The following is a 22,391-nucleotide window of genomic DNA, read 5'->3' as shown; positions in this document are numbered from 1 at the left end:
CCGGGCCGCACCCCACGGCTCCCCTTCTCCGCTCTGCCCATCGCCTCCGGGAGCAAGCCCGGAGGCGATGCCGTTCAACGGTGTGGCTCGGCCTTCCTCCCGTTCGGGCGGGTCAGAAGCGGTACCGTCCGCTGCCCACCTCGTGAGTCCGGCCGCGCCACCGCACGGTCGCCGTGGTGTTGCAGGGGATGCTCACGTCGAGCCCGTCGCGGTCCCACCGCACCGAGATCTCGCCGAACTCGGTGAGGAGGGTCCGGGAGCACCAGTCGAGGGGGACGTCGGTACGGGGCTCCACAACAATGGTCTTGTAACCGGGGGAGGTGGCGCGTATGCCCGCGATCTCCCGGCAGATCCAGTCGTCCACGCACCCGAAGGCGTAATGGTCCAGGCTCGACGTGCTCGGTGTCCCGTCGGGGGCCACGGCGTCCCAGTTCTCCCAGACGGCCGTGGCACCCTGGTCGACCTGGTAGAGCCAGGACGGCATCCGACGCTCCCACAGCAGGCGCGTGGCGAGGTCGGCGCGCCCGATCTGTACGAGCACGTCCAGGAGGAAGGGCGTGGCGAGGAATCCGGTGTCGAGCAGGCCGTCGTTCGCCTCGACCAGCTCGACGAGGCGCCGTGCGTAGGCCTCGCGCCGCTCGTCGGGGACGAGGTCGAACGCGAAGGCGAGGACGTACGCCCCCATGAGCGGTGTGGGCAGCTCGTCCCCGGCCATGAGCGTCCGCTGGATCGCGTTCCTCGCGGCCGCCGCGTGCGTCGAGTAGCGCCGGTGGTCCTCGGTCCGGCCGAGAACGCGCGCGACCTCGGCGATCAGGCTCAGAGATCGGTAGCCGAAGAACGGTGCGACGTAGAAGGCGGACTCCTTCGTGGCCTCCCAGTCGCCGCCCTTCTGGTGCCTGCTCGGAATGAGCCACTCCCCGAAGTGGAAGCCTGTGTTCCACAGGTGGCGGTCGAGCTCCTCGGGGACGTGCGCCGGGCCGCGCCGGTCCCGGGCGGTGGCGATCACCCATTCCACCCAGGCCCGCATGGACGGATAGGCGTCCCGCAGCACGAGGGTGTTCCCGGTCGCCCGGTACATCTCCCAGGGCACGATCACGGCGGCGTCGCTCCACCCCGCGATACCGGTGACCCCCTCCGTCTCGAACTGCCGGCTCACCTGGAGGGACAGCCGCTCGTACAACGTGGTGAACGGGACCGTCATCGGCACCACACCGTCGGGGAGCTGGTCGGCCGCCAGGTTGCGCAACCAGGCGGTCAGGAACGACGTCATGTCCTCGTTCGCGAACGCCGTCGGTGTGTAGAGCTGGATGTCGCCGGTGAAGCCCGCCTTCTCCCGGGTGGGGCAGTCGGTCGGGATCGACATCGTGTTGTTGCGCTGCGACCACCGCACGTTCTCGTGCAGGCGGTTCAGGCGGGCGTCGGAGCTGTCGAACGTACCGGCGGCATCCTTCGGTGTGCTGAGCACGACCGCGGTGAAGTCCTCGGCACGCACGCTTTCGATTCCCGTGACGCGCACGTACCGGAAGCCGTGGAAGGTGAAGAGCGGCTCGTAGACACGCGGGGTGCCGTCGGAGACGTACACGTCCTTCTGCCCGGCCAGGGTGCCGTTGAAGTAGCCGCCGTCTGGTGTGGTCACCTCGAAGTGCTCGAGCGAGACCTCGACGCCGGACGGGACGTCGACACGGACGCGTGTCCGCCCGGCGACGATCTGCCCGAAGTCGACGATCGTGTCCCCTTCCTGGGAGACATGGACCCCGACAGCGGGCAGGGTCGCTACCGGGCGGACGGGGTCGAGCGGCTGTGCCACGAGGTTGTCGTGGCCGAGGTCGACGACGGTGACCGGCTGTGGGTCGGAGGGCCGCGCCGTGGCGTCGAACCGCTCGCCCCAGTAGAGGTCGGATGAGGTCACCGGTCCGGTGCGGCAGGTCTCCCGGCCGTCGGAGCAGTACGTCCCCGTCCGGCCGTCGTCGTACTCCACTTCGAGCTGGAACAGTACGGCGGGCAGTTCCCTCTGCTCGTGCGACATGGGTCGGGTGACCGGGCAGAAGTACCAGCCGTCTCCGACGTACATCGACAGTTCGTTGGCTCCCGGACGCAGCAGGGAGGTGACGTCATAGGTCTGGTAGTACAGCCGGCTGCGGTAGACCGAGAACTCCGGGGCGAACTCCCGGTCGTCGGGGCGGCTCCCGTTGACCGTCAGCCGGTAGGTGCCGAGTGCGGTCGCGTACAGGCGCGCACGGCGCACGGGGCCGTCGATCTCGACGGTTCGGAGGAACTCCACCGCGGGCGGCTGGGTGCCGTGCCCCCACCCATCCGGCGCGGGCCGCGGGATGGTGCTCTCCACCCAGGAGGCACGCCAGTCGCCGGAACGCAGCCCCGTCTCGAAGGTCCCCGACGCGGCCGCCTCTTCACCGCGGTCGTCGGTCACGGTCACAGTCCACCGGTAGGCGGTGCGGCCGGCGAGCGGGGCACCGCCGTACTCGACGAACGATTGGACGTCGTCGGACACGACCCCCGTGTCCCATAGGGCGCCTCGGGCGTCCTCGACGACGATGCGGTAGGAGGCCTGCCGTACGCCCAGGCGTTCGCCGGTGATCTGCCAGGAGAACTCGGGCGTTTCGTCGATGCCGAGCGGATCGACGCGATGCAGGGTTCGCGGACGGACGACGCGCATCAGTGTTCTCCCCGACCGGTCAGGCGGTGACGGGTGATCCAGTCCCCGATGTCGCGGAGGCCGCGGCCGGCCTCCGACAGTGCGGGCCGGTTCAGGTGCCCGTGGGCGACCCCGCGCGCGAGCACCGTCCTCACCTCGACCCCGTCGTCCAGGAGCTGCCCGGCGTAGGCCTCACCTGAGGCTCGCAGCCCGTCGTACTCGCAGTTGATGATGAGGGTGGGGGGATGACCGCGCAGGTCCTTCGCGACCCCGGGGGTGGCGTACGCGGGGGCGGCCGAGGACGCACAGCCGAGGAAGTTCTCCATGACGGGCTCGATGACCTCGGGCGCGAACGCCATCGCCGGGCTGAGCCCGGCCAGTTTCCCGGCGAGTTCGTCCGACGGCGGCGGCAGCACCGGGTGCACGATCGGATAGGCCAGGACAACGCTCGCCGGCGGTACCCCGTCGTCGCGCAGCCTCAGCGCCGCCCCCGCGGCGAGGCAGGCTCCCGCGCTCGCCCCGCCGATGCCGATACGGGCGGGATCCGCCCCGAAACCCTCCGCGTGTTCGAGCGTCCAGAGCACGGCGGCGATCAGGTCATCGCTCGGGGCGGGGTGGTGAACGCCGCCGAGGCACAGCCGGTAGTCGACCGAGACGACGACGGCGTCCGCGCCGACGGTGAGTTCGCGTGCCACGGCGTCGGCCTCCGGCATGTCGAGGTCTCCCCCGAGGAAGGCACCGCCGTGGCACCACACCAGCAGGGGGCGGCCGGTCCCCTCCGTGAGCGGGCGGTACACGCGAACCGTCACACCGCCCTCCGGCCCGGGAACCGTCCGTGTCACCACCCGGGCAGACGGAGGTGTGTACGTCGCCTCTTCCGGTCCCGGAAGTGTGAGCCGTGCCTGTAGCTCCTGGTCCCCGGTCGGGTTTCGCGCGTCCTCGATCAGCCGCTGCTGGAGGGCGACGACGCGTTCGAAGTAGCGGTCGCTCATTTCCGGCTCCCTTCCGGAGCGGTCATCGCCATCAGGTGGCCCCAGGTTTCGTGTGACACGGTCCCCGCCAGCAGGTTCACGACCTTCTGCATGGGCAGCGACCCCAGCAACCGCAGCGCGTCGGGTTGCAGGCTCGCGTGCAGCAGGTCGGAGGAGACGGTGTCGGCAAGGCGGGGGCCCACGAGCGGGTGCTCGGCCCACTCCTGCAGGGTGGACTCCAGCGTCAGTGCCCTGGTCGGCTCGTCGCCTTCGAGGGTGACCGCCGTCTCCCATTCCGCGTTCAGCGCGTCGCGGCCGACGACGATCCCGTAGGAACCCGCGGTGATGACCCAGTCGTGGAGTTCCACATCCCAGTAGGAGAAGGCACGGCGGTCCAGCCGGAGGCGGATCTCGGACGTTCCGCCCGCCGGTACGACCACCTTCGTGAAAGCTCCGAGTGAACGGGCCGGGCGCCGGACGTTGCGGTGCGCGGACGCGTCGACGTACACCTGAGCGACATAGGCGCCTTCTCGGTCGCCGACGTTATCGACGGCGAATGCGACGTCGACGGCATCGGCCCCGACCGGTGTGACCCGGTGGTCCCGGGTGCGGAATTCGGTGTAGCTCAGGCCGTGGCCGAACGGGTAGCGCACCGGGGTCCCGAACGTGGCGTGGCCGCGGTAGCCGACCAGCAGCCGCTCGCCGTACACGACGTGTCCCTGCTCACCGGGGAAGTTGGCGTAGGACGGCGTGTCCTCGATCCGGAGCGGGATCGTCTCCGCGAGGCGTCCGGAGGGGTTGACCCTCCCGAAGAGCACATCGGCCAGTGCGCTGCCCCCGGCCTGTCCCAGGAGGAACCCGTCCACGATCGCGTCCGCGTCGTCGTGCCAGCCTTCGAGCGAGACCACACCGCCGTGGGAGAGGACGACCACGGTACGGCGCGCGGCCGAGGCGACCGCACGGATCAGCTCCACCTGGTCGGGGGGCAGGTCGATGGAAGCGCGGTCGAAGCCTTCCGATTCGTCGCTCTCCCGCAACCCGGCGAACACCACCGCGACCTCGCTCGTGCGTGCGGCGCGGACCGCTTCGTCGCGCAGTGCCTCCGCATCCCCGTCGCCGTCCAACGGGTAGCCCGGTGCGAAGACCGGCTCCGCACCGATGTGCCGGCAGGCGGCGTCGAGGAAGGAGTCCACGCGTGTGGGCAGGACGTGGGAGCTCCCTCCCCCCTGGTAGCGCGGAGTCCGCGCGAGTTCTCCGATCACGGCAAGAGACGTATCCGGGGCGAGGGGGAGCGATCCGTCGTTCTTCAACAGGACGATGCCCGCCGCGGCGGCTTCCCTCGCGATCTCGTGCTGTGCGTCCGGGTCGATCGGTTCCACGTCGCTGCGCCCGAAGCGGTCCAGCCCCCGGATACGGGCGATGCCGCGGTCCACGGCCTCCTCGTCGAGCGTTCCGTCGGCCAGGGCCGCCGCCACCTGGGCCGCGCTTCTCCCGTTCGTGCCCGGCATTTCGAGGTCCAGGCCGGCCTTCACCGCGGCGACGGGATCGTGCACCGCGCCCCAGTCCGAGACCACCGCGCCTTCGAAGCCCCACTCATCGCGCAGGACCCGCGTGAGCAACCAGTGGTTCTGGGACGCGCGAACGCCGTTGACCTTGTTGTAGGAGCACATGACCGTCGCCGGACGCGCGTCCTTGACGACGCGCTCGAACGCGGGGAGGTAGAGCTCCCGCAGTGTGCGCTCGTCCACCTCCGCGCTGACACGCATCCGGTCGGTCTCCTGGTTGTTCGCGGCGAAATGCTTCACCGACGCGCCGACGCCCGCGCTCTGCAGTCCCCGCACGTAGCCCGCGCCGAGGACACCGGAGAGCAGGGGGTCCTCCGAGTAGTACTCGAAGTTGCGCCCGCAGAGAGGAGAGCGTTTGATGTTCACGCCGGGACCGAGCACGATGTCGATGCCGAGGGAACGTGCTTCGCGGCCGAGCGCTTCGCCGACCCGGCGTGCGATCTCGGCGTCCCAGCTCGAACCCACGGCGACGGCGGGCGGAAAACAGGTCGCCGGCAGGCTGGGCTGGAACCCCAGGGCGTCCCCGCTCCCCTCCTGGGCGCGAAGTCCGTGGGGGCCGTCGGACAGGCGTATCGCGCGCCCGTCGGCCCCGTCGAGGGGCTGTGTCGTCCAGGTGTCCCGACCCGACAGCAGTGCCGCCTTCTGTCCGAGTGTCAGCGGCGCCTCGCCGTTGTCCCCCATGCGGTCGCTCATGTCGCCGTCTCCCCTTCCAGTCGAACACTGTGCGGCCCGCTCGTGAGCAGGCGGGTGCTCCCGTCGGGAAGGTGCAGGTCCGCCTCGACCCCGTCGGGGACAAGGCACTCGACGGTGACGGTGCCGTCCCCGTGCCGTGTCCACCCGCACTCCACCCGCCCATGGCGGGTGTCCAGCCGTCCGCGCGCCCAGTCGAGTCCGGGACCCGGAACCGGTTCCAGGTGGAGGCGCGCGTACCCGGGCAGGGCAGGGCGGATACCGGCGACGCACTTGTACAGCCAGTCGACGACCGCGCCCAGTGCGTAGTGGTTGAAGCTCGTCATCTCTCCCGGGTTGACCGTGCCGTCCGGAAGCAGTGAGTCCCATCGTTCCCAGATGGTGGTCGCGCCCATCGCCACCATGTACAGCCACGAGGGCGGCTCGTCCTGCAACAGGAGGCGGTAGGCCGTGTCGGTGTGGCCGGTCGCGGTGAGCGCCCAGACCACGAACGGCGTTCCCGCGAACCCCGTCTGGACCCGGTGGCCGCCTTGGGCGACGAGCCGGGCGAGCCTGTCGCCGGCACGCTGCCTGTGCGCGTCGTCGAGCAGCCCGAAGTGGATCGCCAGGGCGTAGACCGCCTGGGCGTCGGAGGTGATCAGCCCGTCGGGTGACACGTAGTGGGCCTGGAACGCCGCCCGTGTGCGGTCGGCGAGGGCTCGCCAGCGTCGTTCGTCGGTCCGGAGGCCGAGCTGAGCCGCCGTGTCTGCTGCGAACACCGCAGAGCGGTACAGCGATGCGGTGGCGATCACGGAACGGTCGGCCTTCGCGGTGAGCGGCGCGTCCGGGGGCGCGGTCGGGTCCAGCCAGTCACCGAACTGGAACCCGGTGTCCCAGAGCCCCGTCTCGGACAGGCGCGGCAGGATCGACTCCAGGTGCAGGACCATCGCGGGGTAGTGCTCGGCGAGACGCTCGGCATCGCCGAAGGCCCACCACAGCGCCTCCGGCACCCATACCGCCGCGTCGCCCCAGACCGCGGTGGGACCGACAATGGCCGCGTTCTCTCCGAGGGCCTCCCTCGGAACGAGCTTCAGGACGTTCGGCACGACGAAGGGCACGTGTCCCGAGGCCTTGGTCTCTTCGTGCAGATCCGCCAGCCATCCGTGCAGCACGTCCGCGCAGTCGAACTGGTAGCACGCGGCGGCGGCGTAGACGGCGATGTCCCCGGTCCATCCGAGTCGCTCGTCGCGCTGGGGACAGTCGGTGGGCACATCGAGGAAGTTGCCCCGCTGGCCCCACACGGAATTCTCCACGAGGCGGTTCACTCTGGGATCCGAGCACTCGAAGGTTCCCGTCCGCCGCATCCGGGAGTGCACCACGACCGCTTCGACGTCCTCGGGGTGGAGCTCCCCGGGAAGCCCGCGGAACTCGGCGTACCGGAACCCGTGGAACGTGAGCGTCGGCTCGAAGACGTCGTCGGCGCCGGAGAGGATATAGGTATCGGTGGCGCGGGCCCCGCGCAGCGGCCGCGTCGCCGGTTCACCGGCCTCGAGCACCTCGGCGTGCCGGACGGTGACCGTGCTCCCCGGCGGGCCGGTCACCCGCAGCCGGGTCCAGCCGACGAGGTTCTGTCCGAAGTCGACCAGTGTGCCACCGGACGGTGAGGTCCAGATCCGTTGGGGGGAGAGCGTCTCCTGGCGCTCGATCGGCGGCTTGACCTGCGGGACCAGTACGTCCCGGTCGATGGGCAGTGTCTCCACGCGCAGAGGGCGCGGTCGCGCCGACGCGTCGATGCGGACACCGTCGTAGAGGCTGTTGTCCGAGACCGCCGCGGTGCGGGCGGTCCAGGTCGTGTCCGTGGCGATCCGCCGGGTCCGCCCGTCGGTGTAGACGATGTCGAGTTCCCCGATGAAGCCGGTGCGGTCGCCGTAGTCCAGGGCCAGGCCCTCGAAGCCCAGCTTGCCGCGCCACCAGCCGTTGCCGACGAGGACCTGCAGTTCGGCGCCGTCCCGGATCAGCTCGGTCACGTCGTACCGCTCGACCGGCAGGCGCCGCTCGTACGCGCTCCAGCCCGGTGCGAGGACTCCGCCGGCCTGCTGCCCGTCGATACGGACCTCGAAGACACCGTGGGCGGTGCAGCGCAGCGTGGCCTCCCGGACCTGACCGTGATCGAGGTCGATCAGGGTGTGCAGGGTGAAGGCTCCGGGCGCGTCCGCGGCGGTGATGAGTTCTGCGTCCTTCATGAAGACTCCTGTCGATCGGTCATGCCGTGGGTCCGTGCCCGAGCGCGCGGCGGCGCGCTCGCCGCGCGGCCTGTTCGTCGGGGTCCGAAACCGGTGCGGCGAGGAACAGACGCCGGGTGTACGGGTGCGAGGGACGTGAGGTGACCTGGTCGCCGTCCCCGGTCTCCACGATCTCGCCCTGGTACATCACCGCGACGCGGTGGCTGATGTGCCGGACGACGGAAAGGTCGTGGGAGATGAACAGGTATGCGACGCCGGTGCGTTCCTGGATCTCGATGAACAGGTCGAGGACGCGCGCCTGGGTCGACAGGTCGAGCGCCGAGACGGGCTCGTCGCACACGATGACGCGGGGGTCCAGGGCGAGCGCGCGGGCGATGGCGACACGCTGCCGCTGTCCCCCGGAGAACTCCCGGGGCAGCCTGCCGCGCGCGTCGTCCGTGAGCCCGACCTGTTCGAGGAGGCCGGCCACCTTCGCGCGGGCGCCGCGGACGGTGGTCCCGGTGGCGATGAGCGGCTCGGTGAGGATGCTCTCGATCGTCATCGACGGGCTCAGTGACGAGTAGGGATCCTGGAAGACGACCTGGATCTCCCGTGCCAGCGCCCGCCGGGCACGACCGCGGAGGCGTGTGATGTCCCGCCCCCGATACGAGATCGTGCCGGAGGCCGCGGGGGCCAGGCCCAGGACGGCACGGCCGAGGGTGGTCTTCCCCGAACCGGACTCCCCCACCAGCCCGAGTGTCTCACCGGGCGCGAGATCGGCCGAGACGCCGCGGAGCGCGCGGAACGGCTTGGCCCGGAACCCCTTCCCCCGGTAGTCGACCGTCAGGTCACGGACGCTCATGATCTCGTTCACGCGTGATCTCCCGTTCTCGTCAACAGGGCGGGGCGCGGCAGCGTGTCCTCCAGCAGGGCGTTCAGCAGGGACCGGGTGTAGGGATGCCGCGCGGAGGTGAGGACGTCCCGGGTGGGACCGGTCTCGACGAAGCGTCCCCGCCGCATGACCGTGACGTGGTCGCAGATGTCGGCGACCACGCCGACGTTGTGCGTGACGAGGAGCATCGTGAGCCGGCGTTCCTCCTGGAGGTCCCGCAGCAGGTCGAGCACCTCCGCCTGGACGGTCACGTCGAGCGCGGTGGTGGGTTCGTCCGCGATGAGGAGGTCGGGGTCCATCGAGACCGCACCCGCGATGAGGACGCGCTGGGCCATGCCCCCGGAGATCTCGAACGGGTAGCCGTCGAAGGTGCGGCGGGGATCGGGGATCCCCACCCGGTCCAGCAGGGCGAGCACCTTCTCCCGGGCCTCGCGCTTGCCCGTTCCCTGCCGACGCAGGGGATGGACCAGTTGGCTGCCCACCGTGAACGATGGGTCGAGGTTGCTCATCGGCTCCTGTGGGATGTACCCGATGCGTGATCCGCGCACCCGGGACAGGGCGCGGTCGTCCGCGTTCTCGAGGCGGACGCCTTCGAACTCGATCTCCCCGGCGGTGATCCGGCCGCCGCGGGGCAGGAGCCCGAGGATGGAGAATGCCGTCTGTGTCTTCCCGGAGCCCGATTCACCGATGAGCCCGTGGATCTGCCCGTGCCGGAGCGAGAGCGAGACTCCGTGCACGACCTCGGTCTCCGACCCGTCCGGCCGCGTGTACGCCACGCGCAGACCGCGGACACGCAGCAGGTCACCGTCCCCGGCCCGGGGATCGGGGTGCACCACCGGTTCTTCTCCCTCCGGTGTCTCCGGAAGACCGCCTTCCGGGAGGTCATCGACAGCGTCGGTGTTCGAGGGGGCGGCGGACGCCTCTGCCGCCACCGGGCCGACACGCCCGGTTCCCGCGCGTTTTCCGCTTCGCCGCGCGGGCGTGGTGCGTTCGAGCCCGTCGCGCAGCCCGTTGCCGAGCAGCACGAAAGCGACCCCGGTGACGCCGAGCGCGATCGCCGGGCCGATGACGAGCCACGGGGCGGTGTGCACCTGCATGAAACCCGCGGAGAGCAGGGAGCCCCAGGTCGGTGTGTCCGGATTCCCCAGACCCAGGAACTCCAGACCCGCTAGCAACGACACCGACATTCCCGCGACGAGCGCGGACTGGATGATGATCGGCGCCCGGACGGCGGACAGGACGTGCCGTCCGATGATGCGCAGATCGCCCAGGCCCGACACGCGCGCCGCGTCGATGTAGAGCTCCTCGCGAACGGCGCGTACGGCTCCGTAGACGAGTCGGAAGAACACGGGCGAGAGGAACACACCGAGCAGGAACATCATCGCCGGCAGCGAGGGACCGACGACGGCCCGCGCGGCGACGATCATCACGATGGAGGGCAGCGCCATCACGACGCCGACCAGCCACGAGGACACCAGGTCGAACCAGCCACCGTAGTACCCGGCGACGAGTCCCCCGACCACGCCGAGGACCACGGCGGTGACGAGTGCGAACATCCCGGAGCCGATGCTGAGGGGAGCGCCCGCGATCACCCGGGAGAAGGAGTCCCGCCCCTGTGCGTCGGTACCGAGCAGGTGGTCCGGTCCGGGAGGGAGCAGCATGTCCTCGAGCGAGGGCCGTGCCGGATCGAACGGTGTGATCCACGGACCGAACACGACCAGCAGCGTCATCCCTGCCAACAGAACGATGGCGAGGACGGTGAGTGGGCGTCGGAGCAGCCTTCGGAGCAGGGAGGTGTTCTCGGTTCGCGGGTGTGCACTGCGCGTAGGGGTGCGCTCGTTCATTGGCGTGCCTTCGGGTTGACGGCTGCCTGAGCCAGATCGATGAGGAGGTTGCCGACGACGACCACGAGCGCCGTGACGACGACGACCCCCATGACCACGGGGATGTCGGTGGACAGCGTGGCGTTGACGGCCAACTGCCCGATACCGGGAAGGGCGAAGATCTGCTCGACGAACACGGCCCCTCCCATCAGGCCGATGAACTGGAAGCCGAGCACGGTGAGCGCCGGGCCGCCGGCGTTGCGCAGCACGTGCCGAGCGAGAACGTGCTTGACGGGGAGACCGCGGCTGCGCAGGGTGCGGACGAAGTCCCGGTTCACGGTGTCGAGGATCGATCCCCTGACCTGCTGTGCGACACCCGCGATCGCACTGATGGACAGGGCTGCCACAGGTAGGGTGACCGACCCGATCCAATCGCCCGGCGACTGTGTGATCGGCGTGAAACCGGTCGCCCGGAACCACCCCAGGCCGACGGAGAACACCAGCAGCAGCCCCAGCGCGATGAGGAAACCGGGAACGCTCAGCGCGACCACGCTGAGGACTTGGATGACGGAGTCCACCCAGCCGCCGCGGTAGGCCGCGATGACGCCGAGCAGGATGGCGACGGCGGCGGTGACCGCCACGGTGAGCACGACGAGCGAGAGGGTGACCGGCAGCCTGCTGAGGATCGCGTCGGTGACACGCTGGCCGCTCACCCATGACCGGCCCAGGTCTCCGGTCAGGGCCGAGGCCGCCCACGTGCCGAACTGTTCCCACAGAGGCCGGTCCAGCCCGAGCTCCTGGGTCTTGAGGGCGACGGTCTCGGCCGTCGCGGATTCGCCCAACAGGCGGCGGGCGATGTCGCCGCTCGAACTGAACAGCATTGCGAAGGTGACGAACGCTACAGCGAGCACGAGAACGACGCCGGATAGGATACGTGAAGCGATGTATCGGCGCATGGTGGATCGGTTTCCATCTCCGCCCTGTCCGAGCCGGGGTTCGGCCGGTCCGGACAGGCACGGTGTCGGGTTGCGGAGCGGCTTACAGGGAACGGGGCTGGATGTCGAAGATCGACGGGTAGGTCGTCAGGGTCGGCGGTGTGACCTGGACCTCCGGAGCCGAGCCGATCAGGGAGAAGCTCGGCTGAATGGGCGCGAACCAGGCCTCCTCGACGATGAACTCGTTGATCGCGCGCGCGGCTTCGGCCTGCTCCGCCTCGTCACCCGTCTGGAAGTCGTTGATGAGGTCGTCCAGGGCGTCGTCCTGGGTGGCGAACGGGTTGAACGCGGCGTTCGGCGCGATGATCTGCTGCACCGTCCCCCAGTCGGTCGCGTCGCCGAGGGCGAAATGCACGGCGGAGTACTTCTTGGCGAGGATGTCGGAGACGGAGTTCTGCAGCTGGCTCTCCACCCACTCGACGGTGATGTCCGCCCCGGCCAGGTTCTCCTCGAGCAAAGCGTAGTTGTCTCGGTTGCCGAAGTCCGGCAGTGAGATCGTCAGGCCGTCCGGGTAACCCGCTTCCTCGAGAAGCTCCTTCGCCTTGTCGAGGTCGTAGGGGTAGCGCTCGTCGAGAGCCGGGTCGTAGCCCTGCCCGGACACCGGGAAGACCTGTGTGGTCGGTTCGCCGATACCCGCGTTCATCGCCCTGATCAGGAGGGGGCGGTCGAGGGTGTGGTTGATCGCCTGCCGCACACGCTTGTCCGCGAGCGCGGGAGAGAGCTCTCCGTCGCGGTCGAAGAACGCAAGGCCCGCGAATCCGCCCGGCTCGACCTGGTCGACGATCCATCCTTCGGCTTCGGCGGGGTCCACCGCCTCCTTGGGCAGTTGCACCACGTCGACCTCGCCTGCCGTGATCGCGTTGACGATGGCGCTGACGTCCGGGAGGGCGCGCACGGTCAGCACGTCGAAGTGCTGCACGTCCGGGTTCCAGTAGTTGGGGTTCTTGCGGTACAGGTACGTCGAGCCGATGACCGACTCCTCCGTATCCAGGACATAGGCCCCCGATCCCACGGGCGAGGTCGCGAGGTCCTCGTCGTCCAGTGCCTCACCGGAGGCGATCAGCCCTGCATCGGACGCCAGGTACATCAGCAGGTTGGGGTCTGGGAACGACAGCGTGATCACCACGGTCCGGTCGTCCGGCGCGGCGAAGGAGGAGACTCCGGCCAGTCGGCCGGCGTTGGGCGCGGTGCCGGACTTGAACCGCTCGAGGTTGGCGACCACGACATCGGCTGTCAGCGAACTGCCGTCCGTGAACGTCACGGCGTCACGCAGCGTCAGCGTCAATTCGGTGCGGTCCTCGTTGTACACCCAGTCGCTGGCGAGCCAGGGCTGGATTTCACCCGCGGCGTCCGTACGCAGCAGCGTGTCGTAGACCGCCTCGTAGTACGCGGCGGTCGGGCCCATGGACGCGGCCGCGGGGTCCAGCGACGGCGGTGCCGCGACAGCCACGAGCGTCACCGTGCCGGCGTCGGACTCGGCGGTGTCAGAGCCCGAACAACCCGTCAGCGCGAGTGCGGTCGTCACAGCCACGGCCGCACCCCAGGTGCGTGTGATCCGAAACATCTCGTTCTTCTTCCTCCGACGGCCCCTCATGGGCCGGGCTTGCCGTAGCATAACCCAAAACCACCCAAGTGGGTGGCTTTGATTGAATCGTTACAACCAGCACACATGCAACCCAGCTGACACGAAGCGTTAATGTTGGGTGGTTCCGGTGTTGCGCCGGGCAGGCCACGGGCCAGAGGATCGAGCAGGAACGAGGACGGGATGGCAACTCCGGGAACGCGCGGCGAGTACGCGAAGTCCGCGCGTCGCAGGGAGGAGATCATCCGGGCAGCGGTAGAGGTGTTCTCAGAGTCGGGATTCCGGGACGGCAGCCTGCGACAGGTGGCGGAACGCGCAGGCATGACGCACGCGGGCATGCGCCATCACTTCCCCACGAAGTCCGATCTTCTCGAGGCGGTGCTGCAGTGGCGGGAGCACCAGGCACTCGAACGTGCCCGCCGCTCGCATCCTGTGGGGCTCGAGGTACTGCGCGCCTGGGTGGACTCCGTTGCCGACAGCATCACGCGTCCCGCCTTGGTCGAACTCGAAGCGGTGCTCGGGGCGGAGGCGATCTCGCCGAAGAACCCGGCACACGACTACTTCGACGACCTGTACCGTCGGGCCGTTGACCTGCTCGAGAAGTCGTTCTCCGTCGCGGCGGCGGAAGGGGTGCTGCGCGACGGGATTCCTCCGCGCACCGCCGCACGCCTGGTGCTGTCCACGACGTTGGGACTCCAGTCCCTGTGGCTTCGCGACAAGTCGATCGACGTGGCCGTGGAACTCGAGCTGCAGGTGCGCTCGATGATCACCACCGATCTCCCCCCGGCCATGTCCGAGGAGTGACACTCCGCGGAGCCGTTCCCGCCATGCCGCGCAGGTGTCGGCGTCCCGGCACCCATTCGTCGGCCCTGGTCCGGTACACCGGGTGACGCGGCCTCCGTTCCACCGGCCGATCAGCGGCGGTACGACGGCCTCACTCCCCGACGCCACCCACTCCCGAGGGGCGGGAGCTCGCGGTCCCGCCCGGATCGGATCACACCGCCAGGGTGTCGAGGTCGAGGGAGCGGAACGCGTTCTCGACGAAGCGAACGGCCACCCGCTGTGCAGCCTTCAGATCGGAGCCGTGGTCGATGGCGTGCTCGCAGACCTGACGGGCGACTCCGACGCAGGCCGCTGCGAGAAGGGCGGAGCCGGCGCCCAGGGCGGGACCTGTCGCCTCGCGGCGCCGGTCGATCAGGGCGGTCAGCTGCTCGGTGATGTCGTTGACGAGCTCACGTCGTAGAGCCGCCGACCGGTCGCCGGTCTTGTCACCACGGAAGAGCAGGTCGAAGCCCTCGGCCCGCTCCGTCGCGAAACGGAAGAGCGGTTCCATACCGACCTCCGCCAGATCCGCGAGGGGCAGTCGGCCGCCCTGCTCGTAGGAATCGAAGACCCATCCGCGAAAGACCTCCACCTCCCTTTGGACGACGCGCAGGTAGATCTGCTCCTTGTTGCCGAGCCGGGCGTAAAGGGTCGGTTTGGTCGTCCCGGCCCATCGTGCGATGTCGGCGACCTGCGCGGAGGTGTACCCCTCGGCATGAAAGACATGGCGGGCCGCATCGAGAAGGTGGCCTTCCTCGAAGCGGCGACCGCTGAGGCTGGTGGCTGGGCGTGCGGTCACCCACCGAGTGTACGGGGCGCGTGCCCGGACACCGACGACTCCAATCGAAACCGAATACAGACCTTGACTTCAAGTAAAGCTACGCTTAAGTTAACTAACGATTAAAACGTTTTGCATCCCCTTGTGAAACGACCCCCCAATCCGTTGGAGCGTCATGCGACGACACCCTGCACTCTCCCTGTCGGCTCTGCTCACCCTGCCGACCGCGCTCGTCCTACTTGCGGCGCCCGCCCACGCGGCACCCACCGAGGACTCCTCGACCACTCAGTACGTGGCGATGGGGGACTCGTTCTCCGCCGGCCTCGGCGCGCCCAACGCCGACCTCGACTGCGGGCGCAGCCCGCAGGGCTACCCCGCGCTGTGGGCCCAGGCCCAGGGCATCACCGAGTTCACCGACGTGACCTGCGGCGGCGCGGTCGCGGGCGACGTGCTGGACAACCAGGTCCAGGCGCTGAGCCCGGACACCGACGTCGTCACCATCACCATCGGCGGCAACGACATCGACCTGGGCGGCCTGGTCTTGACCTGCCTGGGCGGCAACCAGGCCTGCTCGCAGAAGATCGAGGAGTTCAAGGCCGAGCAGCCGACCCACATGGCCAACGTCAGCGCCGCCTACGACGCGATCAAGCAGGAGGCCCCCAACGCCCAGGTCTACGTCCTGGGCTACCCGCGCCTGTTCGAGACGACGTTCACCTGCTTCGACCTCATCAGCCCCAGCAAGACCCAGCGCACCCTGCTCAACGAGGCCGCCGACCTGCTGAACGACAACCTCGCCGTTGAGGCGCAGGAGGCCGGTTTCGAGTTCGTCGACGTCCGGCCGCAATTCAACGGACACGGCAGGTGCTCGATCACCCCCTGGATCCACCCCATCGCCAGCCTGCCGGCCCCGCTGCACCCCAACACCGACGGCTACCGGCTGGGCTACTTCGCCGCGCTCAACGAGGCCACCGGCTGACACGTCCCCATCCACGTGCTCGCGGTCAGTCCGGGATGGGACCGGACGGCTTGACCGCGACGGGGCGGCGACCGGAAGGTCGCCGCCCCGCCCATCGCTCCAGCAGCTCCTCCCACGCTCCGGGCTGCACCTCCCGATCCGACGCCCCATGGACATAGACCACCGTTGCGCTCCGTGCTTTCTCTGGCCTGAGTTCCGGATGGAAGTGTTGATGGTGTCTTCAACTCCGGATATCGCATTGGAGCTTCTAATCCGATGGTTTCGAGTCACTCTTGAGAAACGTCTTCTCCAGTAGATCCACCACCCACAGCCAGCCGAGTCACAGCACCGGACTCGCCCACTCACTCCATCAGATGTTGTCCCGGATGGAAGACGGTCAGGATCGATCAGCTGCTGCCTCGTAACCGGCATCCTCATGTCGTCCTTGGATCCCCCGTTTCTTGACCAGCCTCCCCCATCGCTCCTTACGACCGAAGCGATCGGCGATCTCCTTACCAGTCGGCAACCCACCCGTCGACTTTTCCTGCTCCTCTGCCCACTCCCATGCTCGGGCTTGGAACGGGGACAAGGCTTCGTAAGCCTCTCTACCATTCCCAGCGGGCACGACTTTGAGCGCCCTCTCAGCCCGCCCTGCATCAGGCTCAAGGGTGTCAGCGTGTTCAGGAGCGGCGCTCGCCGCGTTCTGCTGACCGCCTGCGTACGCAGTGCGTACGCTCCGGGCGGTGGTGCGGAACTCGCGCATGAGCAGTTCGTACGCGCCGATCAGCGCAAAGGACGGCCAGGCGTGGATGATCCGCGACCACATCGTGGGGTCGGCGACCGCGACGTTGGCGGCCAGGGAGGCGATGGAGCCGAGGATGAGCAGGGTCCAGGGCAGCAGGCCGCCCCGGCGGCCGTGGCGGGCATCGCCCAGCAGGGTCATGGAGGCGCCGACGATCATGCCATCGACCGAAAGTGGGAACAGGGCGGCGCGCCATTCGGGTTCACCGTGGCGCAGCGCGAGTTCGTACATGTGCGAGTAGGACACCACCGCGGCGATGTCCGCGAGCAGCAGAACAGTCGCGATGGTGACCCATCGTGACCAGCGGGAGGACTCCATCCCGATCACCCTTTCCCGGTGACCGAGGGGCCTTCACGGAGCCGGAAGCGCCCTGCCGGGCGGAGTGGGAGACGGGCGTCTCCCACCCCGCAGTGGGAGGTTTCTGGGAGACGCGAACCTCTCCCAGCGGCTCCCAACCGCCGCGAAGATCCCTCAACGGAACCCTCCGACCTGGGCGAATGCTCATCGGCGCAGGTCGCTGCGGAGCCGGAACTACCTTGACACGGTAGAGGTCACAGGTTCGAATCCTGTATCGCCCACCACCTTCCCAGGCCGGAGCACACGCTCCGGCCTGAGTCGTTTCCGGGGCCCTCCTGGACCGGTGCCCACGGTCTTTCTACGTCGGGGAAGTACGCCGCCACGAAGAGCGTCGGGGTGGCAACATGGAAGCATGCCCCCTTCGGATTCCCCCCACCCCACCCCTCCGGTTCCCCCGCCGACGCAGGCGCGGTCCTCGCGGCGTTCCATGTACGTGACCGGCGGCCTGTTCCTGATCGCCGGACTGGCCTCCTGCGGCCAGACCGGTTCGTCCGGTACCGCGCTGGTCGCCCTGGTGGCCGTCTACGGTGCCGCCTGCCTCATCTGCGGATACCTGCTCCGGCGGCCGAGCCGTGCGGTCTACGTGTCCGCCGTGGGGCTGCAACTCCTCCTACTGGTGCTCGTGCTCGCCCTGGCCGTCTGGGCGGTGATCGCCGGTTTCTGGCTGGGCCTGGTGTTCGCGGTCCTGCCACTGGTACTGGTCGCCAACACGCTGCACCTGCTCCACCAGAGCCGGGGCTTCTACCTTCGCGGCCCCTGACCTCGTTTCACCGCTCGCCGCGGCTCCCGCGGGTCAGTCCCCCGTGGTCGGCAGCTCGTTGTCACGGCACCAGTCGAGGATCCGCGGGACCGCGTCGTAGGACCCGGTGAAGTCCTCCTCCTCGAAGATCTCGTACAGGTCGGGATGCAGGTCACCGGGACCTTCCCCCTCGACCCCGATCGCGGCCATAGCCGTGGCGACCAGCACGCTGTAGGCCTCGCCCCGGGCCTGGGCCTCAGCAGTGCTGTCCACCTCACCGGCGTGGAAGCAGACCTCACACGCGACCGCTTCCTGCTCGGGGGTCATGTCGGGGGCGCATCCGGTCAGGACCAGGGCAACGCAGACCCAGCCCATCGGACGAAAGGGGGTAGGCATGGCATCAGTATGCCCCGGACGGGGAACCGGTACCTGTCTCCGGAGGCTGGTGGGAGGGCGGAGCCGCGGCTCCGCCCTCCCGCGCACACGTGTTCACACTCCGGGACGACCGTCAGCGGCTGCTCCGGTCAGGGAGGCGTTCCGCACGGCGTCCCGGCGCCCGAGGACGCGACCGTATCCCCGGTCGGGGGCGTCGACGACCGCCGTGGCCGACCGTTCAGTCGCTGACCCTGCTCCGGGACCGGTACAGCAGGTCCTGGTACTCGGGATGACGGGCGATCCAGCCCGCGAAGAAGGGACAGGTCGCCAGCACGCGCAGGTTCGCGGACCGCGCCTCGTCGAGGGCCGTGCGGGCCAGCGCGGACCCGACTCCTCTGCCTTCGTGCTCCGGCGCGACCTCGGTGTGCACGAACGCGACGAGTTCCGGCGTGCGGATGTACTCCGCGACGCCCGCGACCCCGGGTTCTCCGTCGACGCGGGCCTCATAGCGCTTGGCCTGGGGCACGTCGCCCACCTGGACCGCCACGGGTCCTCCCCTCGTGTTGGTGTGTCAGCCTGTTCACGCCGTTGACCGGCGGTGTCCTCGTCGGCGACGGGACCGGTCGGGGACGGGCTGTGCCCGCCGCGGACCGGCCCCGTCGCGCGGTCGTGTCCTCAGGCGCCGTTCGCGGCGCGGCTGGCCAGCATCTGCGTCTCCCAGGCGAAGGCGATGCCGGTGGCACCGCCGTGCTGGGTCAGGACGTCGACCATGCCCTCCATGGTCTCCTCGCGGGCCCAGTCGCGCTGCCACTCGCCCGCCACGGCCAGCCAGGTGATCGGCGCCACGCCGGCCTGGACCATGCGCCGCACGGCCATGTCGTGGGACTCCGCCGTGGCACCGCCCGACGCGTCGGTGACGGCGAAGACCTCGAAGCCCTCGCCCGCTGCCTGGATCGCCGGCATGGCCAGGCAGATCTCCGTCCACAGACCGGCCATGACCACCTTCTTCCGGCCGGTCTCCTTGACGGCGTCGACGACGCGCTCGTCCTCCCAGGTGTTGATGAACGTGCGGTCGATCGGCTTCTGCTCCGGGAACACGTCCTGAAGCTCCTTGATGAGGTAGCCGCCGCGCTCCTCCAGCACGGTCGTCAGGATGGTCGGAACGCCGAACGCCTTGGCGGCCTTGGCGAGGCCGACGGTGTTGTTGACGACCATGGACGGCTCGTGGCTGTTGAGGTTGGCGAACTGGAACGGCTGGTGGTCGATCAGGACGAGGATGCTCTCCTCCGGCGTCAGCAGCGCCTGGAGTCCGTTCTTGGCCTTGGTGCTCACAGGGGGTTCCTCTCAGGGGTTTCGTGCTCTGGGGGCTCGGCCGGGACACCGCCGGCCGCCGTGCGGGCGGCACGGGCGCACGCGCCCGTGCCCGTGCCGCCCGTACCGGCCGACGTCACGCGGCGTCGGCCGACACTGATGCGCGGACCAGCGCGACCTCTCCGCATGGGAGACGGCCCTCCGCGTCAGTGACGGCGCGTCTCCGGTAAGTTAGGTGACGCATCACCAAAATTAACATCATTGGATGATGTGTCAACCAAATCGGGCCCTGGATCCGCCGCCGCCACCGAACACGGATCGCCTACCAGCAAGTTGACTTGTCACCTACTGTCCGGATGATGTATCAACGACCAGCGGGGGTCTCGCACCCACAGGCGGCGCGGGGCGCCGCCCCTCCGGAGGCCGTCGGCCGCCGGGGGTGCGGCGGGGACCGGCAGGACCGCGGCCCGCCTCGTTCCAGGAGGGAGGGGGGTCAGGACACCCGTCCGCGGCGCACGACCGCCTCCGCCCCTTGGCGTACAGAAGGAAGTGAGTGAGCGATGACCAGCCCTTCAGCCACGAACTGGCCGAGCCTGCGGGTCTCGGACTGGACCCCCACCCGCGACACCCTGCACATGTGGACCCAGATCGTGGGCAAGATCCGCATGGCCCACGCTCCGCTGATCAACCACTGGTGGCAGGTGACCCTCTACGTCAGCCCACGCGGGTTGACGACCTCGGCCGTCCCGTACGGCACAGGGGCCTTCGAGATCGAGTTCGACTTCGTCGACCACCAGCTCCGGATCCGCAGCAGCGACGGCGGCGAGCGGAGCTTCGCGCTACGGCCGATGCCGGTCGCCGAGTTCTACACCCGGATCATGGAGATGCTCGGCCGACTCGGGATCGAGGCACCGATCCGGCCGAGCCCCAACGAGGTCGAGCCCGCGATCCCCTTCGCCGAGGACCACGAGCACGCCTCCTACGACGGGGAGGCGGCCACCCTGTTCTGGCGTCAGCTCCTCCAGGCGAACCGGGTGATCGGCGAGTTCCGGTCGCACTTCGTGGGCAAGGTCAGTCCGGTGCACTTCTTCTGGGGGGCGATGGACCTGGCCTGCACCCGCTTCTCCGGGCGGACGGCCCCGCCCCACCCGGGCGGAGCGCCCAACTGCGGGGACTGGGTCATGGTGGAGGGCTACTCCCGGGAGCTGTCCAGCTGCGGCTTCTGGCCCGGCGGCGGCGAGGAGGGCGCCTTCTACTCCTACGCCTACCCCGCACCCGACGGGTTCGCCGACCAGCCGGTGGGCCCCGAGGGCGCGTACTACAGCACCGAGTTCCAGCAGTTCCTGCTGCCCTACGAGGCCGCCCGCACCGCGCCCGACCCCGACCGCGCGGTGGCCGAGTTCCTGCGCACCACCTACGAGGCCGCCGCGAACCTCGGGAACTGGGACCGCTCCGCGCTGGAGGACGACCCCCTGCGCTGGCAGGGCACCCCCGCGTCCTGAGGGACGACGGGACGGACCGGGCCGTGGTGGTGGCCCCCGTCGACGGGCCCTCCGCTCTTTCGGAGGGCCCGGCCCGACGCGAGGCCGCGTTCCGGCCGCTTCGTCCCAAGTGGATGAGGTGTCAACTTCTTCGTTACACTGCGCCCATGAACGAGACGCCGCGCTGGCTGGAGGCGGATGAGAAGGCCGCTTGGGACGGCTTCATCCGCATGCAGGAGACACTCGTCGGGCGGCTGTCCCGTCTCCTCCAGTCCGACTCCGGGATGTCCGCCTCCGACTACCTCGTGCTCGTCAACCTCACCGCGACGAGCGACGGCAGGATGCGCTTCCTGGAACTGGCCAGGCTCGTGAACTGGGAGAAGAGCCGGATGTCCCACCAGGTCCGGCGGATGGCCAAGCGCGGGCTCGTGGCCAGGGAGGAATGCCCCGACGACGCCCGCGGGGCGTTCATCGTCGCCACCCCGGCCGGATACGCGGCGATCGAGGAAGCCGCGCCCCTGCACGTCGAGCACGTCCGCCGCCTGTTCATCGACGCACTGACCCCCAACCAGCTCAGGACGTTCGCCCGGCTCTCCCAGCGCGTCGTGGACCACATGGAGAAGCAGCCGGACTGAGCGGGCGGCGCTCGGCCTCGGGGAATACCTCGCTATTCCGTTGATTGATCAACTTTCACTTGGGCTACTATGGTTGATACATCAACAAAAAGACGATGATGCCGCGACGGGGGCGACCACACCCGGCACCGCGTTCGCCACGGCAGTCGGCACAGCGACCACAGGGAGACGGGTGCGATGCAGTTCGGGATCTTCACCGTCGGTGACTTGACCACCGACCCCACCACCGGCCGTACGCCGACCGAGGCCGAGCGCGTCAAGGCGATGGTGACCATCGCGCTCAAGGCCGAGGAGGTCGGCCTGGACGTCTTCGCCACCGGCGAGCACCACAACCCGCCCTTCGTGGCCTCCTCACCGACCACGATGCTCGGCTACATCGCGGCCCGAACGGACAGGCTCCTGCTGTCCACCTCCACCACGCTGATCACCACCAACGACCCGGTCAAGATCGCCGAGGACTTCGCCATGCTCCAGCACCTGGCCGACGGCCGGGTGGACCTGATGATGGGCCGCGGCAACACCGGCCCCGTCTACCCCTGGTTCGGCCAGGACATCCGCCAGGGCATCCCGCTGGCGCTGGAGAACTACAACCTGCTGCACCGGCTCTGGCGCGAGGACGTGGTGGACTGGGAGGGCAAGTTCCGCACCCCCTTGCAGGGCTTCACCTCCACCCCCCGCCCCCTGGACGGGGTGCCCCCCTTCGTCTGGCACGGCTCCATCCGCAGCCCCGAGATCGCCGAGCAGGCCGCCTTCTACGGTGACGG

Annotated in this window: 19 protein-coding genes and 1 tRNA gene; 7 read left to right on the top strand and 13 right to left on the bottom strand. The window is 69.3% G+C overall.

Annotation, left to right across the window (positions count from 1 at the left end):
* Positions 1-112: 112 nt before the first annotated feature.
* The 8 genes from G011_RS0127495 to G011_RS0127460 all read right to left on the bottom strand — a co-directional run bounded on the left by G011_RS0127495 (position 113) and on the right by G011_RS0127460 (position 13,321).
* Positions 113-2,674: an alpha-L-rhamnosidase gene (locus G011_RS0127495; RefSeq protein WP_019611280.1), complete on the bottom strand. Its 2,562-nt coding sequence runs from the start codon at positions 2,672-2,674 to the stop codon at positions 113-115.
* Positions 2,674-3,645, bottom strand: coding sequence for an alpha/beta hydrolase (locus tag G011_RS30375; protein ID WP_019611279.1), 972 nt, complete (start codon positions 3,643-3,645; stop codon positions 2,674-2,676). Before G011_RS30375 ends, G011_RS0127495 begins: the two co-directional genes overlap by 1 nt.
* A complete protein-coding gene (locus G011_RS0127485) occupies positions 3,642-5,882 on the bottom strand; it encodes a glycoside hydrolase family 3 C-terminal domain-containing protein (RefSeq protein WP_019611278.1) in 2,241 nt (746 codons plus the stop codon). Before G011_RS0127485 ends, G011_RS30375 begins: the two co-directional genes overlap by 4 nt.
* On the bottom strand, positions 5,879-8,101 hold the full coding sequence (locus G011_RS0127480; protein WP_019611277.1) for an alpha-L-rhamnosidase: 2,223 nt from the start codon (positions 8,099-8,101) through the stop codon (positions 5,879-5,881). The genes G011_RS0127485 and G011_RS0127480 overlap by 4 nt, the downstream gene beginning before the upstream one ends.
* Before the next feature lie 19 nt (positions 8,102-8,120).
* A complete protein-coding gene (locus G011_RS0127475) occupies positions 8,121-8,954 on the bottom strand; it encodes an ATP-binding cassette domain-containing protein (protein ID WP_019611276.1) in 834 nt (277 codons plus the stop codon).
* Complete coding sequence (locus tag G011_RS30370; protein ID WP_051104418.1) at positions 8,951-10,816, bottom strand: dipeptide/oligopeptide/nickel ABC transporter permease/ATP-binding protein; 1,866 nt, start codon at positions 10,814-10,816, stop codon at positions 8,951-8,953. Before G011_RS30370 ends, G011_RS0127475 begins: the two co-directional genes overlap by 4 nt.
* Positions 10,813-11,751, bottom strand: coding sequence for an ABC transporter permease (locus G011_RS0127465; RefSeq protein WP_026338721.1), 939 nt, complete (start codon positions 11,749-11,751; stop codon positions 10,813-10,815). Before G011_RS0127465 ends, G011_RS30370 begins: the two co-directional genes overlap by 4 nt.
* 82 nt (positions 11,752-11,833) lie before the next feature.
* On the bottom strand, positions 11,834-13,321 hold the full coding sequence (locus tag G011_RS0127460) for an ABC transporter substrate-binding protein (RefSeq protein ID WP_196808547.1): 1,488 nt from the start codon (positions 13,319-13,321) through the stop codon (positions 11,834-11,836).
* Between the two features lie 234 nt (positions 13,322-13,555).
* Between G011_RS0127460 and G011_RS0127455 the strand changes: the two genes are divergently transcribed.
* Positions 13,556-14,176, top strand: coding sequence for a TetR/AcrR family transcriptional regulator (locus G011_RS0127455; protein WP_019611272.1), 621 nt, complete (start codon positions 13,556-13,558; stop codon positions 14,174-14,176).
* A gap of 190 nt (positions 14,177-14,366) precedes the next feature.
* Here G011_RS0127455 and G011_RS30670 read toward each other — a convergent pair whose 3' ends face one another.
* The gene (locus G011_RS30670; protein WP_019611271.1) at positions 14,367-14,993 is read right to left on the bottom strand and encodes a TetR/AcrR family transcriptional regulator; all 627 of its coding nucleotides are present in this window, start codon (positions 14,991-14,993) and stop codon (positions 14,367-14,369) included.
* A 154-nt stretch (positions 14,994-15,147) separates the two neighbouring features.
* Between G011_RS30670 and G011_RS0127445 the strand changes: the two genes are divergently transcribed.
* Entirely contained in the window at positions 15,148-15,948 is an 801-nt protein-coding gene (locus tag G011_RS0127445) for an SGNH/GDSL hydrolase family protein (protein ID WP_026338720.1), read from the top strand.
* 376 nt (positions 15,949-16,324) lie between these two features.
* On the opposite strand, the gene G011_RS0127440 is transcribed toward G011_RS0127445, so the two are convergent.
* Positions 16,325-17,047 carry a DUF2637 domain-containing protein gene (locus G011_RS0127440; protein WP_036553208.1) on the bottom strand — a complete coding sequence of 241 codons (723 nt, stop codon included), beginning with the start codon at positions 17,045-17,047 and terminating at the stop codon, positions 16,325-16,327.
* 173 nt (positions 17,048-17,220) lie between these two features.
* Here G011_RS0127440 and G011_RS0127435 point away from each other — a divergent pair.
* Together G011_RS0127435 and G011_RS0127430 are read left to right on the top strand one after the other, a co-directional pair.
* Positions 17,221-17,310 (top strand) — tRNA-Val (locus G011_RS0127435).
* A 128-nt stretch (positions 17,311-17,438) separates the two neighbouring features.
* Positions 17,439-17,846, top strand: coding sequence for a hypothetical protein (locus G011_RS0127430; protein WP_155979854.1), 408 nt, complete (start codon positions 17,439-17,441; stop codon positions 17,844-17,846).
* A gap of 33 nt (positions 17,847-17,879) precedes the next feature.
* On the opposite strand, the gene G011_RS0127425 is transcribed toward G011_RS0127430, so the two are convergent.
* From G011_RS0127425 to G011_RS0127415, 3 genes are all read right to left on the bottom strand, one after another.
* Positions 17,880-18,221: a hypothetical protein gene (locus G011_RS0127425; protein WP_155979853.1), complete on the bottom strand. Its 342-nt coding sequence runs from the start codon at positions 18,219-18,221 to the stop codon at positions 17,880-17,882.
* Between the two features lie 217 nt (positions 18,222-18,438).
* Positions 18,439-18,747 carry a GNAT family N-acetyltransferase gene (locus G011_RS0127420; protein WP_013152153.1) on the bottom strand — a complete coding sequence of 103 codons (309 nt, stop codon included), beginning with the start codon at positions 18,745-18,747 and terminating at the stop codon, positions 18,439-18,441.
* Positions 18,748-18,875: 128 nt separating this feature from the next.
* A complete protein-coding gene (locus tag G011_RS0127415) occupies positions 18,876-19,532 on the bottom strand; it encodes a hydrolase (protein ID WP_019611266.1) in 657 nt (218 codons plus the stop codon).
* A gap of 539 nt (positions 19,533-20,071) precedes the next feature.
* Here G011_RS0127415 and G011_RS0127410 point away from each other — a divergent pair.
* The 3 genes from G011_RS0127410 to G011_RS0127400 all read left to right on the top strand — a co-directional run.
* Positions 20,072-21,013: a DUF5996 family protein gene (locus G011_RS0127410; protein ID WP_019611265.1), complete on the top strand. Its 942-nt coding sequence runs from the start codon at positions 20,072-20,074 to the stop codon at positions 21,011-21,013.
* A gap of 146 nt (positions 21,014-21,159) precedes the next feature.
* The gene (locus G011_RS0127405) at positions 21,160-21,627 is read left to right on the top strand and encodes a MarR family winged helix-turn-helix transcriptional regulator (protein ID WP_019611264.1); all 468 of its coding nucleotides are present in this window, start codon (positions 21,160-21,162) and stop codon (positions 21,625-21,627) included.
* Positions 21,628-21,804: 177 nt separating this feature from the next.
* On the top strand, positions 21,805-22,391 hold a 587-nt coding region (locus tag G011_RS0127400), incomplete at its 3' end, for an LLM class flavin-dependent oxidoreductase (RefSeq protein ID WP_019611263.1).

It is taken from the genome of Nocardiopsis sp. CNS-639 (genome assembly GCF_000381685.1).
GTDB lineage: Bacteria > Actinomycetota > Actinomycetes > Streptosporangiales > Streptosporangiaceae > Nocardiopsis > Nocardiopsis dassonvillei.
This window is presented reverse-complemented; position numbering and strand designations above follow the sequence as displayed.

What these genes read in the sequence shown, in the direction of transcription:
- G011_RS0127495 (WP_019611280.1), bottom strand. Translation starts at nt 2,674, where the DNA reads ATGCGCGTCGTCCGTCCGCGAACCCTGCATCGCGTCGATCCGCTCGGC.
- G011_RS30375 (WP_019611279.1), bottom strand. Translation starts at nt 3,645, where the DNA reads ATGAGCGACCGCTACTTCGAACGCGTCGTCGCCCTCCAGCAGCGGCTG.
- G011_RS0127485 (WP_019611278.1), bottom strand. Translation starts at nt 5,882, where the DNA reads ATGAGCGACCGCATGGGGGACAACGGCGAGGCGCCGCTGACACTCGGA.
- G011_RS0127480 (WP_019611277.1), bottom strand. Translation starts at nt 8,101, where the DNA reads ATGAAGGACGCAGAACTCATCACCGCCGCGGACGCGCCCGGAGCCTTC.
- G011_RS30370 (WP_051104418.1), bottom strand. Translation starts at nt 10,816, where the DNA reads ATGAACGAGCGCACCCCTACGCGCAGTGCACACCCGCGAACCGAGAAC.
- G011_RS0127465 (WP_026338721.1), bottom strand. Translation starts at nt 11,751, where the DNA reads ATGCGCCGATACATCGCTTCACGTATCCTATCCGGCGTCGTTCTCGTG.
- G011_RS0127455 (WP_019611272.1), top strand. Translation starts at nt 13,556, where the DNA reads ATGGCAACTCCGGGAACGCGCGGCGAGTACGCGAAGTCCGCGCGTCGC.
- G011_RS0127445 (WP_026338720.1), top strand. Translation starts at nt 15,148, where the DNA reads ATGCGACGACACCCTGCACTCTCCCTGTCGGCTCTGCTCACCCTGCCG.
- G011_RS0127440 (WP_036553208.1), bottom strand. Translation starts at nt 17,047, where the DNA reads ATGGAGTCCTCCCGCTGGTCACGATGGGTCACCATCGCGACTGTTCTG.
- G011_RS0127430 (WP_155979854.1), top strand. Translation starts at nt 17,439, where the DNA reads ATGCCCCCTTCGGATTCCCCCCACCCCACCCCTCCGGTTCCCCCGCCG.
- G011_RS0127425 (WP_155979853.1), bottom strand. Translation starts at nt 18,221, where the DNA reads ATGCCTACCCCCTTTCGTCCGATGGGCTGGGTCTGCGTTGCCCTGGTC.
- G011_RS0127410 (WP_019611265.1), top strand. Translation starts at nt 20,072, where the DNA reads ATGACCAGCCCTTCAGCCACGAACTGGCCGAGCCTGCGGGTCTCGGAC.
- G011_RS0127405 (WP_019611264.1), top strand. Translation starts at nt 21,160, where the DNA reads ATGAACGAGACGCCGCGCTGGCTGGAGGCGGATGAGAAGGCCGCTTGG.